General features: G+C 66.4%; 12 protein-coding genes. 5 read left to right on the top strand and 7 right to left on the bottom strand.

All coding sequences use genetic code 11. The annotated features are described in order from the left end of the window. Positions 1 to 3: 3 nt before the first annotated feature. Together ACWCIA_RS01830 and ACWCIA_RS01835 are read right to left on the bottom strand one after the other, a co-directional pair. Positions 4 to 1,551: an ATP-binding protein gene (locus ACWCIA_RS01830; protein WP_454160395.1), complete on the bottom strand. Its 1,548-nt coding sequence runs from the start codon at positions 1,549 to 1,551 to the stop codon at positions 4 to 6. A gap of 2 nt (positions 1,552 to 1,553) precedes the next feature. Then, entirely contained in the window at positions 1,554 to 2,243 is a 690-nt protein-coding gene (locus ACWCIA_RS01835) for a response regulator (protein ID WP_454160397.1), read from the bottom strand. A 173-nt stretch (positions 2,244 to 2,416) separates the two neighbouring features. On the opposite strand from ACWCIA_RS01835, the gene ACWCIA_RS01840 reads away from it, so the two are divergent. The 4 genes from ACWCIA_RS01840 (at position 2,417) to ACWCIA_RS01855 (ending at position 5,574) form a co-directional block, all read left to right on the top strand. Further along, a complete protein-coding gene (locus ACWCIA_RS01840; RefSeq protein ID WP_454160399.1) occupies positions 2,417 to 3,292 on the top strand; it encodes an intradiol ring-cleavage dioxygenase in 876 nt (291 codons plus the stop codon). Between the two features lie 76 nt (positions 3,293 to 3,368). Continuing rightward, positions 3,369 to 4,199, top strand: coding sequence for an alpha/beta hydrolase (locus ACWCIA_RS01845; RefSeq protein WP_454160401.1), 831 nt, complete (start codon positions 3,369 to 3,371; stop codon positions 4,197 to 4,199). Between the two features lie 94 nt (positions 4,200 to 4,293). After that, complete coding sequence (gene dcd / locus ACWCIA_RS01850; RefSeq protein ID WP_379745298.1) at positions 4,294 to 4,860, top strand: dCTP deaminase; 567 nt, start codon at positions 4,294 to 4,296, stop codon at positions 4,858 to 4,860. 54 nt (positions 4,861 to 4,914) lie between these two features. Then, a complete protein-coding gene (locus ACWCIA_RS01855; protein ID WP_454160404.1) occupies positions 4,915 to 5,574 on the top strand; it encodes a cation transporter in 660 nt (219 codons plus the stop codon). Positions 5,575 to 5,713: 139 nt separating this feature from the next. On the opposite strand, the gene ACWCIA_RS01860 is transcribed toward ACWCIA_RS01855, so the two are convergent. From ACWCIA_RS01860 to ACWCIA_RS01870, 3 genes are all read right to left on the bottom strand, one after another. Beyond that, positions 5,714 to 7,969: an Orn/Lys/Arg family decarboxylase gene (locus ACWCIA_RS01860; RefSeq protein WP_454160406.1), complete on the bottom strand. Its 2,256-nt coding sequence runs from the start codon at positions 7,967 to 7,969 to the stop codon at positions 5,714 to 5,716. Positions 7,970 to 8,171: 202 nt separating this feature from the next. Next, positions 8,172 to 8,654, bottom strand: a complete 483-nt coding sequence (locus ACWCIA_RS01865; RefSeq protein WP_454160407.1) for a dihydrofolate reductase — start codon at positions 8,652 to 8,654, stop codon at positions 8,172 to 8,174. Between the two features lie 101 nt (positions 8,655 to 8,755). Next, positions 8,756 to 9,430, bottom strand: coding sequence for an MOSC domain-containing protein (locus tag ACWCIA_RS01870; RefSeq protein ID WP_454160409.1), 675 nt, complete (start codon positions 9,428 to 9,430; stop codon positions 8,756 to 8,758). A 116-nt stretch (positions 9,431 to 9,546) separates the two neighbouring features. Here ACWCIA_RS01870 and ACWCIA_RS01875 point away from each other — a divergent pair, with 116 nt between their 5' ends. Then, the gene (locus tag ACWCIA_RS01875) at positions 9,547 to 10,623 is read left to right on the top strand and encodes a hypothetical protein (protein WP_454160411.1); all 1,077 of its coding nucleotides are present in this window, start codon (positions 9,547 to 9,549) and stop codon (positions 10,621 to 10,623) included. Positions 10,624 to 10,644: 21 nt separating this feature from the next. Here ACWCIA_RS01875 and ACWCIA_RS01880 read toward each other — a convergent pair whose 3' ends face one another. Both ACWCIA_RS01880 and ACWCIA_RS01885 read right to left on the bottom strand, forming a co-directional pair. Next, positions 10,645 to 11,616, bottom strand: a complete 972-nt coding sequence (locus ACWCIA_RS01880) for a thymidylate synthase (RefSeq protein WP_454160413.1) — start codon at positions 11,614 to 11,616, stop codon at positions 10,645 to 10,647. A 32-nt stretch (positions 11,617 to 11,648) separates the two neighbouring features. Further along, positions 11,649 to 12,749 (bottom strand): threonine aldolase family protein, encoded by a 1,101-nt coding sequence (locus tag ACWCIA_RS01885; RefSeq protein WP_454160414.1) that lies wholly within the window; start codon positions 12,747 to 12,749, stop codon positions 11,649 to 11,651. Positions 12,750 to 12,786: the final 37 nt, after the last annotated feature.

Raw genomic sequence — 12,786 nt, forward strand, 5'->3', positions numbered from 1 at the left:
AGTTTACAAGCGCGCCAGGGGCAGGGTGATCGCCACGTGCAGCCCGCCGCCGTCGCGGTTGCAGGCCGAAATGGTGCCGCCGTGCGCGCGGATCACGCGTTCGGCAATCGCCAGCCCGAGGCCATGGCCGTCGACGTTGTTGGTCGCCGGGTTCGAGCGGAAGAAGGGGCGGAAGATGGTGGGCAGGTCGCTCTCCTCGATGCCGGGACCGCGATCGAAGACGTCGATGCAGACCGCGCGCGCGTCGGTGCGCAGCTTGACCTCGACGCCGCCGCCGCCTCCGCCGCCGTGCTTCACGCCGTGTTTAACTGCATTGCGCACCACGTTCTCGATCGCGCGCCACAGCAGGTCGGGCGCGCCGCGCACCTGGGCCGGCACCTCGCCCGTCGTCTCGACCTCGATGCCGGCGCACTGCGCTCCATCCGCAGCGTCCTGCGCCCCCACTTCGAAGCGCGCGTCCTGGGCGATGCCGTCGATGAGTTCCTGCATGTCGACCAGTTCGTCCTTCGGCAGGTCGGGATTCGCCTCCAGGCGCGACAGGGTCAGCAGCTCGCCCACCAGCTTGTCCATGCGCTCGCTCTCGCGCTCGATGCGCGCCAGCGAGGTGCCGATCTTGTCCGGCTGCTGGTGCGCCAGGCCGATGGCGGCCTGCAGGCGCGCCAGGGGTGAGCGCAGTTCGTGCGAGACGTCGTGCAGCAGGCGGCGCTGGCCATCCATCAGGGCGCGCAGCTGGCCGCTCATGCGGTCGAAGTCGCGTCCCAGGTCGTTCAGTTCGTCGCCGCCGGCAGCCCTGTCGCCGAAGCGCGGCGCCAGGTCGCCGGCGGCCGCGGCCTCGAAGGCGCTGCGCAGGGCGCGGATCGGGCGCGAGAAATACCAGGCGAGGAGGAAGGCGAACAGCAGGCTGACCAGCACGCTCGCCAGCAGGGGGATCGGCCTGCCCAGCTCCCAGCCGGGGGCGAAAGGACCGGGCGGGCCGTCGCCGAAACCGGCGCCCGGCTGCGCTCCGCGTCCGGGGGGCGTTCCTCCGAAGCGGGCAAGTTCGCCGGCGGGCGGGTAGGCCGGGTTTGATGCCTTGCCGGGCTCCGAGGGCGCCCCGGCGACCGTCGCCTTGCCGGCGCCGCTGCGCGCACGCGCAGGCACGAAGGCCAGCCATTGGCGGCCATCGGGGGCGCCCAGCATGCGCACCGGGCGATACGGCCGCTCGGTCTTCAGTTCGCGCTGCGCCTGCTCGAGCATGGCGGGGGTGACCTTGCGCCCCAACAGGTCGCGCCCGCCCGGGTCGACGATGTAAACGGTATGCAGGTGCATGTGGCCGACCAGTTCGCGCAGTGCCGGCAGGCCGCCGTATTTCAGGGCGACGGTGGCCGAGTCGAGCAGGAAGCCGGCCGGCGGGCCGACGGCGAGGGCGCTCGCCGTGGTCGTCACGCGCGCCTGCTCGCGCAGCCAGAACACGCTGCCGATGCCGGCGGCGGCGGCGATCTGGGCCAGCAGGATCGACAGGAAGAATTTCCAGAAGAGGCGGCCCGTCGGCCTTCGCGCAGCGCGTGCCATCGCTAGTTGCGGATCAGCTGGTAGCCGAGCCGGTACACGGTCTGCAGGGGGGAGCGCCCGTCGTCGAGCGTGCCCAGCTTGTGGCGCAGGCTGCTCAGGTGGACGTCGATGTTGCGGTCGAAGCGGGCAAGCGGCCGGCCCAGGCCCTGTTCCGACAGTTCGCCCTTGCTGACCGGGCGCCCGGCATGGCGCGCCAGCACTTCGAGCAGGTTGAATTCGGTACTGGTCAGTTCCAGGGTGGCGCCGTCCCAGGTGGCGCGGCGCTGTTCCGGCATGACCAGCAGCTTGCCGACCGCATGCATGACGCCGGCGCCGCCGTCCGGCTGGGCGCCCTGGGTGCGGCGCAGGATGGCGCGCACGCGGGCGGTCAGTTCGCGCGGGGTGCAGGGCTTGGTGACGTAATCGTCGGCGCCCAGTTCCAGGCCGAGGATGCGGTCGGCGTCGTCGCCGCGGCCGGTCAGCATCAGCACCGGGATCTTGCTCTGGGCGCGGATGCTGCGCAGGGTCTCGATGCCGTTCAGGGCCGGCATCATGACGTCGAGGATGGCGATCGCGTAGCGCCCGCTCAGGGCCTCGCGGCTGCCCGTCACCCCATCGTGGGCGCAGGCGACGGCGAAGCCTTCCTGTTCGAGGTATTCGGACAACATGCCGACGAGCTCGGTGTCGTCGTCTATCAGCAGTACGTGGTTCATGGCCGCGATCATAGCAAAGGGTTTTCGCGGCGGGACAGGAGCAGGGAGCCCTTTACCCATCTTTACAAGCCGGCGGACAGGGCGCCCTTACGCGGATTTACATCGGCTTGACGCCGATTTACACGATGCCGTTGAAGAATACCTGCTTTCCAAACAGCGACAGGCGAAGCATCATGACTACTGAGCACCATCCTCACGGAAACCTGGCGACCGACCTCGACAAGCTGCTGTCGGCCACGGCCAACCGTCGCCAAGCCCTGCGCTGGCTCTTCGCCGGCGCCGCCGCCGTCCCGCTCGCGAGCTGCGGCGGCTCGGGCATGGCGGGCAGCGATGCCACCGTCACCGCCTCCGGCGCGCTGGCGTCCAGCGCCGGCAGCACCGGCAGCACCGGCAGCACCACAGGCTGCTCGCTCATCCCGGAAGAAACCGGCGGCCCGTACCCGGCCGACGGCACCAACAGCAGCAACGGCAAGCTCGCCAACGCGCTGGCCCTGTCGGGCATCGTGCGCAGCGACATCCGCTGGAGCGTGGCCGGGGCCTGGGGTGTCGCGATGGGCGTCCCGCTGACGATCCGGCTGAAAATCGTCAACGTCGCGGACAATTGCGCCGTCGCCCCCGGCGCCACCGTCTACCTCTGGCATTGCGACCGCGACGGCAATTATTCGATGTACTCCGCCAGCGTCGCGGGCGAAAACTACCTGCGCGGGGTGCAGGAGGCCGACGCCGACGGCTATGTCAGCTTCGTCACGGTCTTCCCGGGATGCTACGACGGCCGCATGCCGCACGTGCACTTCGAGGTCTACCCGACGCTCGCGAAGGCCACAAGCGCCGCCAACCGCATCAAGACCTCGCAGCTCACCTTCCCGCTGGCGACCCTGAACGAGGTGTACACGGCCAGCGGCTACGCGACCAGCGTGCGCAACCTGGCGCGCATCAGCTATGCCACGGACAATGTCTTCAGCGACGGCACGGCCTTGCAAATGGCAAGCATGAGCGGCGACATGGTGGGCGGTTATGTGGCGACGCTGACTATAGGCGTTTCCCTCTAAACAACATGCGCGCGGGATACGGCATTGTTGTTCCGCCGTTACAATCGAAGCCCGTCTTCCGAATGCCCCGCGCCCGATGTCCAAACCCCTGCTGCACTTTTGCCACGGAAACAGTTTCCCTTCCGGCACCTACCGCCAATTGCTCGACGGCCTGCGCGCCCATTACGAGGTGCACACCACCGACATGGTCGGGCACGATCCGCGCTTTCCCGTCGGCGACGGCTGGAGCGGCCTGGTGGACGAGCTGATTGCCCAGCTCGAAGGGTATGGACGGCCTGCGATCCTGGTCGGCCATTCGCTCGGCGGCATGCTCAGCACGATGGCCGCCGCGCGCCGGCCGGAGCTGGCGCATTGCGTGGTGATGCTCGATTCGCCGGTAGTGGCGGGCTGGCGCGCGGTGGCCTGGCGCCTCGTGAAACTGCTGGGCAAGGGCTCGCGCTTTTCGCCGGCGCGCTTTTCCGAACGGCGCCGCAACGTGTGGCCGGACCGGGCGGCCGCCTACCAGCATTTCATCTCGAAGGACATCTTCGCCGCCTGGGCGCCGGGCGTGCTGGACGACTACCTCGACGTCGGCCTGAAGCCGCACCCGGAAGGCGTGCAGCTGCGCTTCGACCGCGGCGTCGAAACCCTGATCTACAACTCGCTGCCGCACCACCTGGGCGAGATCATCCGGCGCGACTTCCCGGTGCCGGTCGGCTTCATCGGCGCCACCCGCTCGGAAGAGCTGCGCCAGGCCGGCCTGGCCTCGACCCGCAAGCTGGTGCGCGAGCACTTCGTCATGACGGAAGGCAGCCACCTGTATCCGATGGAACACCCGGCGCGCGCGGCCCAGCTGACGCACGAGATGATAGGGCGGATGCTGGTGCAGCGTCCGTTGCCGCGCAGGCGCCAGGGGCAGCCGGCCTGAAGCGAGGAGAAAGGATGCATCATCGACTTGGGGCCGCGCGCCGCTTTTCGCGTAAAATTGCAGGATTGCCAGCTTTACATGAAAGAACCCAGCGATGAGCATCAAGAGCGATAAATGGATCCGCCGCATGGCGCAGGAAACCGGCATGATCGAGCCTTTCGAGCCCGGCCAGGTGCGCGAACAGGAAGGACGCCGCATCATTTCCTATGGCACCTCGTCGTACGGCTACGACATCCGCTGCGCGGACGAATTCAAGGTGTTCACCAACATCAACAGCACCATCGTCGACCCGAAGAACTTCGACGAGAAATCGTTTGTCGATATCAAGAGCGACGTCTGCATCATCCCGCCGAATTCCTTTGCGCTGGCGCGCACCATGGAATACTTCCGCATCCCGCGCAACGTGCTGACCATCTGCCTCGGCAAGTCGACCTATGCGCGCTGCGGCATCATCGTCAACGTCACCCCGTTCGAACCGGAATGGGAAGGTTATGTGACGCTGGAGTTCTCGAACACGACCCCATTGCCCGCGAAGATCTACGCCGGCGAGGGCTGCGCCCAGGTGCTGTTCTTCGAGAGCGACGAAGTGTGCGAGACTTCGTACAAGGACCGTGGCGGCAAGTACCAGGGCCAGCACGGCGTGACGCTGCCGAAGACCTGATACGGTTTTTCGCGGCAGGCACCATTAACTGAATCATTTCTGGCGGAGGCTGACATGGCAGATTGCTGCAGCGGCGGCTGCCCAAGCGACAAGCCGCCGGTCGATCCGCGCTACCGGCGTGTGCTCTGGATCGCGTTGTTCGTCAACCTGTTGATGTTCGGCGTCGAGCTGGTGGGCGGCTGGGCGGCCGGTTCCGTCTCGCTGCTGGCCGACGCGGTCGACTTCTTCGGCGACGCGGCCAACTACGGCATCTCCCTGTTCGTGCTCGGCCTGGCACCGATCTGGCGCTCGCGCACGGCGCTGGTGAAGGGCGCGACCATGGGCGGCTACGGCGTGTTCGTGATCGGCACGGCGCTCTGGCACCTGGCGGCGGGCACCGTGCCCGAAGCCGGGACCATGGGCGCCATCGGCCTCGCCGCGCTCGCCGCCAACGGCCTGGTGGCCGTGCTCCTGTTCGCCTTCCGCAACGGCGACGCCAACATGCGCTCGGTCTGGCTGTGCACGCGCAACGACATGATCGGCAACGTGGCCGTCCTGCTGGCCGCGCTCGGGGTATGGCAGGCCGGCAGCGGCCTGCCGGACCTGTTCGTGGCCATGGTGATGGGCACGCTCGGCCTGACGGCGGCGCGGAGCGTGATCGTGCAGGCGAGGGCGGAGATCGACAAGGGCGCGGTCGCCGTACCGGCACCGATCGTCGAGCTGAAACGCCGCTGAAGGCCCGTCAGGGTGGGTGACTCTGTCGGGGGGATGTGCAGCTCGTGAGGCGGGCACCGTCCACGCTACAAAGACAAGAATAAGCACCTACAAAAAGAGGAGCCTTGCGGCTCCTCTTTTCACATCGCGTCAATGACGATCAGTCCTGCTTCACGCAATCGACGAAGTAATCGCGCTTGCCGTCCACCTCGCGCTTGACGAGGCCATGCACGTCGGTCTCGAAGCCCGGGAAGCGCTCGTTGAAGTCGCGTGCGAAGCGCAGGTAGTCGACGATGGTCTTGTTGAAGCGCTCGCCCGGGATCAGGAGCGGAATCCCCGGCGGGTAAGGCGTCAGCAGGATGGCCGTGGTGCGGCCTTCCAGGTCCTCGATGGCCACGCGCTCGATGTCGCGGCGCGCCATCTTGGCGAAGGCGTCCGACGGCTTCATCGACGGCACCATGTCCGAGAGGTACATCTCGGTCGTCAGGCGCGCCACGTCGTACTGCTTGTAGAAAGTGTGGATCTGCGTGCACAGGTCGCGCAGGCCGCGGTTCTCGTAGCGCGGGTTGGCCGCGGCGAACTGCGGCATCACCTGCCACATCGGCTTGTTGCGGTCGTAGTCGTCCTTGAACTGCTGCAGCGCCGTCACCAGCGTGTTCCAGCGGCCCTTGGTGATGCCGATGGTGAACATGATGAAGAAGGAGTACAGGCCGCACTTCTCGATGATGACGCCGTGCTCGGCCAGGTACTTGGTCACGATCGAGGCCGGGATGCCGGTCTCGCCGAACTGGCCGTCCAGCGACAGGCCGGGGGTAACGACGGTCGACTTGATCGGGTCGAGCATGTTGAAGCCCGGCGCCAGCTTGCCGAAGCCGTGCCAGTCGTCCTCGGCGCGGATCATCCAGTCTTCCTGGGTGCCGATGCCTTCTTCGGATTCGACGTCCGGGCCCCAGACCTTGAACCACCAGTCCTCGCCGAATTCCTGGTCGACCTTCTTCATGGCGCGGCGGAAGTCCAGCGCTTCGAGGATCGATTCCTCGACCAGGGCGGTGCCGCCCGGCGCTTCCATCATGGCCGCGGCGACGTCGCAGGAGGCGATGATCGAGTACTGCGGCGAGGTCGAGGTGTGCATCAGGAAGGCTTCGTTGAAGGCGTCCTGGTCGAGCTTGACCGATTCCGATTCGCGCACGAGCACCTGCGAAGCCTGCGACAGGCCGGCCAGCAGCTTGTGCGTCGACTGGGTCGAGAAAATCATCGACTCCTTGGCGCGCGGGCGGTCGCGGCCGATCGCGTGCATGTTCTTGTAGAAGTCGTGGAAGGTCGCGTGCGGCAGCCAGGCTTCGTCGAAGTGCAGGGTCTCGATTTTCCCGTCCAGCATTTCGCGCAGGGTCTCGACGTTGTAGACCACGCCGTCGTAGGTCGATTGCGTGATGGTGAGGATGCGCGGCTTCTTGTCCTTGGCTTCGCGGGCGAAGGGATTGGCCTCGATCTTGCGGGCGATCGACTCGGGCGTGAACTCTTCCAGCGGGATCGGGCCGATGATGCCGAGGTTGTTCCGGGTCGGCATCAGGAACACGGGGATCGCGCCGCACATGATGATCGAGTGCAGGATCGACTTGTGGCAGTTGCGGTCGACGACGACGATGTCGCCTGGCGCGACGGTGCTGTGCCAGACCATCTTGTTCGAGGTCGAGGTGCCGTTGGTGACGAAGTAGCAGTGGTCGGCGCCGTAGATGCGCGCGGCGTTGCGCTCGGACTTGGCGACCGGGCCCGTATGATCCAATAACTGGCCCAGTTCCTCGACCGCGTTGCAGACGTCGGCGCGCAGCATGTTCTCGCCGAAGAACTGGTGGAACATCTGGCCGATCGGCGACTTCAGGAAGGCGACGCCGCCCGAGTGGCCCGGGCAGTGCCAGGAGTAGGAGCCGTCGTAGGCGTAGTTCACCAGCGCGCGGAAGAAGGGCGGCGCCAGGCTGTCGAGGTAGGCCTTTGCTTCGCGGATGATGTGGCGCGCGACGAATTCCGGCGTGTCCTCGAACATGTGGATGAAGCCGTGCAGCTCCTTCAGGATGTCGTTCGGGATGTGGCGCGAGGTGCGCGTTTCGCCGTAGATGTAGATCGGGATGTTGGCGTTCTTGTGGCGGATCTCCTGCACGAAGGAGCGCAGGCCGGCCAGCGCCTGGTCGGTTTCCTCGAGCGAGCCGCCGCCGAATTCCTCATCGTCGATCGACAGCACGAAGGCCGAGGCGCGCGACTGCTGCTGCGCGAAGGACGACAGGTCGCCGTAGCTGGTCAGGCCCAGCACCTCCATGCCTTCCTTTTCCATCGCGGCGGCGAGGGCGCGGATGCCGAGGCCCGAGGTGTTCTCGGAACGGAAGTCCTCGTCAATAATGATGATGGGGAAACGAAATTTCATTGACAGCTCCAATGCGAAGCGCCGTGGGGACAAGCCATGCCTCGTTCAGGCGGCCTGCCGCGCACGGCACCGAAAAATAAGAAGCGGATTTTCGCAGAAATTCCGCTGTCCGGTGAACATTTTTTTATTAGGGTAACCACATGTGCTCGTGCATGGCGCACTCTAGCGGAGGCGGAGGCCGAGCAGACCCGCAGGGGGCAGGTCAGGTGTTGCGCACGTAGGTCACATACGCATAATCGAACCCGTTGCTCTCCGACCGATGCTGCTCACGCGCCGTCTCCACCCACATCCCCGGGTCGATCTCCGGAAAGAAGGTATCGCACGCGCACACATGGTCGATCTCGGTCACGATCATCCGGTCCGCCAGCGGCAGCGCGGCCTCGAAGATCTGCGCCCCGCCGATGATGCTGGCCTCCTGATCGCCGACGAGCGCGATGGCCGCCTCCAGCGAAGTCACCGCCTCCACGCCCTCGTGCCGCCATTCGGGATTGCGGGTGACGACGATATTACGCCGCCCCGGCAGCGGGCGCCCGATCGAGTCGAAGGTCTTGCGGCCCATGATCATCGGCCGGCCGAGCGTGACGCGCTTGAAGTGGGCCAAGTCTTCCGGCAGGTGCCAGGGCAGCTGGTTGTTCACGCCGATGCCGCGCTGGGCGTCGATGGCGACGACGAGGGTCAGGCTCATCGTGCGCCTCGCGGGCGGTGGAAGTGAATTGGGGTAGGGAAGCGCATACGGTGGTCCTTGTACTGAAAGTCGGCAGATGGTGTCGCCCCGGGGCTGTGGTGTCAAGTGGCCAGGTCGAACAGTCCCTCGCCGGACCAGCGCACCAGCGGCGACGTCGATTGCGAAGACACGGCCCGGGCAGCATACTCGCCGCCGAGTTTGGCAATCACACGGGGAAAGGCGCGGCAATAGCTGGCCTGGATGCCGGCCAGCCGCGCCAGCTGTCGGTACTCGAGCACGCAGCCCGCCGGCACCGCGTCGAGCACCTTGCGGACGCGCTCGCGCCAGTCCTCCGGCCAGGCCGGCAGGCGCACGCCCAGGTCGCGCACCGGGTCGCCGGTTCGGACGACGCCGCCGGACACCACCCGCGCCAGCATGCCGCGGCGCGCACCGATCCTGCCCGACAGGCCCGGCCGATGCTCGTCGAGCGCACCGCAGGCCTCGCACTGGAACATGAGCCGGAGGGTGACCTCGCTGCCGAGCTGCAGGACCGTGCCGGACGAGAGCTCGGCGGTCTCGGCGCCAAGCAGCACATTTTCTCGGAGGGCATGGCGCGGCAGCGCGAGGTCGCGGTAGACGCGCCCGCTCGCCAGCAGGAGCTGCCGCGGCGAGGACGCGAGGGCATGGATGTCTCCCGCAATGCCGAGGCCGGCCATCAGGACGAGGCGTTCAGTCGCCACCGGCAGCGCGTCATGAGCGCCGCGCGAAGCAAGTGCTTCGATTCTTCCAATTTCCATACAAGGCCGTGAAAAAAAGTAACGCTCGGGCCGGCACCCAGGCGTGCGCAAACGATTCTGTTGTGCTCGCTTAGTCTGCAACGTATAGTTACAGTATAAAAACTACCGAGCTTGCCATGACGCCCCATACGCCCGTATCGTTGCCGACGCGGCTCGGCCTTGCCGGCGACATTGTCTTCATCACGACGCCTGCGCTGGCGGTGTTGAATCCGCTGCTCGTCTACGAGCAGCTCGTCCTCCCCCTGAACCAGATGGTATTCGAACGCATGCTGGCCGACTTCTCGTCGAGCCAGTTGCTAAGGCTGGTGAAGGCGGGGCGCCTGTTGTTCTGCCCCGAGATGACCGCAAGGCTGGCCGCAGGCGGCGGCACGAGGACGTTTGACCGCGGCCGCTACCTTGACTCGTTGCGGCCCGTCTTCCCTCGTCCGGACGACGATATTCCTGCCCTGGTAGGCGCAATCGACGAACATCTGCTGGTAGGGGCGCTCGACGATTTTACACGTTGGACCCGTATCCGCGACGAGGCAGTGGACGAGTTCATGCACGTCGCCGCACGGCCCGGCTATGCGCACCTGATCCCGCCATCGAGCTTGTTCAGCAGTCCAAGGGACCGGCTCGTCGGGCTGCAATCGGGTCTGGGTCGCGTGAACGACCTGGCCGGCGCCGGCGTCCTGGACCTTCAGTTCGACAAAGAGCTGCCGGTCTTGCTGGAGATCGTGTTCCCTGCCAAAAAGCGCCCCGGTCCGGTCGCACCGGACGCTGCCGAACGCGAGGCCATCGAAGCGGTCGAGAAGTTGCACGATATCCGTGGCTTGCCGTTGCTCCGTCCCGCGTACGACAGGTTCGAGGAGGACGTGGACCGCTTCATCGACATTGTCCTGAGCGAGGAGGCGGCGGAGTTGCGGCATTGGCTGTCGGGCAATGTATGCCGGGGGATGGATGTCCGGCAGGCCTATATCGAAGCCGGACACAAGCTGCCTTCGCAGCACGCCTGGGCCGGGTGGCTGAAATTCGGCGTGGTCACCAGCGTGTCGACCGTGATCGGCGGCCTGATTGCCGACCCCGCCGCCGGCCTGGCAGTCGGGACCGGTCTCGGCGCATTCGACCACCTGTATGGCGAAAAGGCCTTGCAGCGGATCGTCGATCCCTATCACCCCGATCACTGGCTGTCGTACCTGGAAGGCCGGCTCTGAGCTGTGCCGGGGTGGGCGGGTTCAAACCGCCATGGCGGCAGTAAGGGGCGGGTGGTGGCGGTAACCAAGCAGGCTGAAATCGCCGGGCTCGACACGCTCCAGCCATTCCGGCTCATAGCGGCCCGTCTCCGCGAAAGCAGGGATGCGGTCGGCGATCTGCAGGGTCGGCGGTGCGAACGGTTCGCGCTTGAGCTGCTCGTTCAGCATGTCGAGCTGGTTCTCGTAGATATGCGCATCGCCGATGAAATAGCTGAACCAGCGTGGCGTGTAGCCGGTGAGGCGGCCAACCAGGTGCAGCAGGGCGGCGGCTTCCGCCATGTTGAAAGGCGCGCCGAGCCCGATGTCATTGCTGCGCAAGTACAGGCACAACGAAATTTCACGGGTTGTTTTGTTTGGCAAGAATTGGTAGAGCAGGTGGCAGGAAGGCAGCGCGACCGCATCGAGGTCGGCGCAGTTCCAGCCGTGGAACAGGATGCGGCGGCTGTCCGGGTCGTCCATGATCGCATCGAGGCATTCGCGCAACTGGTCGATCGCCTTGTAGAGCAAGACCTTGTTCCTGCCCTCATGCTGGGTCACGGAAATCAGGCTGTAGCCGCGCGCCAATGCATCCGATATCTGCGCGCCGTGCTCCGTATCGATCATCTTGTACGCCGGCCACGAGCGCCACTGCACGCCATAAACCGGCCCCAGGTCGTCGGTGCCCATGCGGTAGGGATTGTTCAGCCACGCCTGGTTTTCATTGGCGTTCTGATCCCACACCTTGCAGCCGAGTTCGCGGAACATGGCTGCGCTGCGCGTCGCACGCAGGAATCCGACAAGTTCGCCGACCACGGATTTGAAGGCCAGTTTCTTGGTCGTCACTGCGGGGAAGCCTTGCTGCAGATCGAAACGCATCATCGCGCCAGGAGCACGCAGGGTGCGTACCCCGGTGCGGTTCTCCTGCCAGCTGCCAGTGTCGAGGATGGTACGGACGAGATCGGTATATTGTTGCATCGGCTTCTTTAGGTCGGAAATTGCCCGACACCTTACGATACATCGCCCGGGGCCGCAAGAAGCAAGGCGAGCAATTCCAGTCCGGCGTGTACGCTTGCGTCCGGCATATCGAGCAGGTTGTCGCCCACGTAGAGCTCGAAGTAGCTGGTATCCGGCAGCACGCTGCTCGAGATGCGGTTGAACATCCAGATGCCGTGGCGTTCGGCCAGCTCGGTGCGGATCGCCAGCGCTCGCTCGGGGCTCACGGGCAGGTGCACGTGCAGCATGTTGGCGGCCGGCGCGGCCGGGTTGACGCGGATGCGCGGGTGCCGGCGCAGGGCCTCGTAGAGGAACTGGGTGCGGCGGAAGTAGTCGGGCATGGCGGCCAGGCGCGCGTCGAACTGCATGCTTGCCGCGACGATGTAGGGCGAGCGGTGCACCAGGTTGCCGCCCTGGCGCCGGAACCACTGCGCGGCGCGCTCGACGAATTCGCGGCTGCCGGCCAGCATGGCGCCGCCGAGGCCGCCGATGCCCTTGTACAGCGAGACGTAGACGGAGTCGAAACCGGCGACGATCTCGGCCACGCTGCGGCCGTAGCCGGCGGCCGCTTCCCACAGGCGCGCGCCATCCATGTGCAGGTGGGCGCCGCGGGCTTTCGCATGGCGCTTGATCGCTTCCAGCTCGTCCCAGCCCGGCACCTGGCCGCCGATTTCGCGCATCGGGATTTCGAGGCCGATCGCGCCCAGGCGGTCCGGCACGGCTTCCAGGTCGGCCGCCGTCCACGGGCGGTTGCGGTCGCCCACCTGCAGCGCGTCGAAGTGGCCGAGCAGCTGGTAGTTCGAGCGTTCGTGGACGAAGATGTGCGAGGTCGGGTGCAGGGCGACCGGCAGGCCGCCTCGGTCCTGCGCCGCCAGGCGGAGCGCCGTTACCTGGGTCATGGTGCCGCTGATGCAGAACACGGCCGCCTCGCAGCCGAGCACCCGCGCGACCTTGTCCTCGAAGCCCTGGATCAGGTCCCCGCTGCCGTAGACGTCGTGTTCGACGCCGTGCTCCTCGCACCAGGCGGCCATGGCGGCGAAGGTCTCGGCAGGCGTGCGGGCACGGTGGCCGGGGAAGACGGTGTGGCAGCGGCGGATGAGTTCGGCGTCGGTCAAGTTTGGCTCCTTGGTTGGGGCTGTCACTCTACACCGA

This window comes from Massilia sp. SYSU DXS3249, from assembly GCF_053668055.1.

Bases quoted from the DNA above. Each gene is read 5' to 3' on its own strand.
- dcd (WP_379745298.1), top strand. From the start codon at position 4,294: ATGAGCATCAAGAGCGATAAATGGATCCGCCGCATGGCGCAGGAAACC.
- ACWCIA_RS01865 (WP_454160407.1), bottom strand. From the start codon at position 8,654: ATGAGCCTGACCCTCGTCGTCGCCATCGACGCCCAGCGCGGCATCGGC.
- ACWCIA_RS01835 (WP_454160397.1), bottom strand. From the start codon at position 2,243: ATGAACCACGTACTGCTGATAGACGACGACACCGAGCTCGTCGGCATG.
- ACWCIA_RS01875 (WP_454160411.1), top strand. From the start codon at position 9,547: ATGACGCCCCATACGCCCGTATCGTTGCCGACGCGGCTCGGCCTTGCC.
- ACWCIA_RS01840 (WP_454160399.1), top strand. From the start codon at position 2,417: ATGACTACTGAGCACCATCCTCACGGAAACCTGGCGACCGACCTCGAC.
- ACWCIA_RS01830 (WP_454160395.1), bottom strand. From the start codon at position 1,551: ATGGCACGCGCTGCGCGAAGGCCGACGGGCCGCCTCTTCTGGAAATTC.
- ACWCIA_RS01845 (WP_454160401.1), top strand. From the start codon at position 3,369: ATGTCCAAACCCCTGCTGCACTTTTGCCACGGAAACAGTTTCCCTTCC.
- ACWCIA_RS01880 (WP_454160413.1), bottom strand. From the start codon at position 11,616: ATGCAACAATATACCGATCTCGTCCGTACCATCCTCGACACTGGCAGC.
- ACWCIA_RS01860 (WP_454160406.1), bottom strand. From the start codon at position 7,969: ATGAAATTTCGTTTCCCCATCATCATTATTGACGAGGACTTCCGTTCC.
- ACWCIA_RS01870 (WP_454160409.1), bottom strand. From the start codon at position 9,430: ATGGAAATTGGAAGAATCGAAGCACTTGCTTCGCGCGGCGCTCATGAC.
- ACWCIA_RS01855 (WP_454160404.1), top strand. From the start codon at position 4,915: ATGGCAGATTGCTGCAGCGGCGGCTGCCCAAGCGACAAGCCGCCGGTC.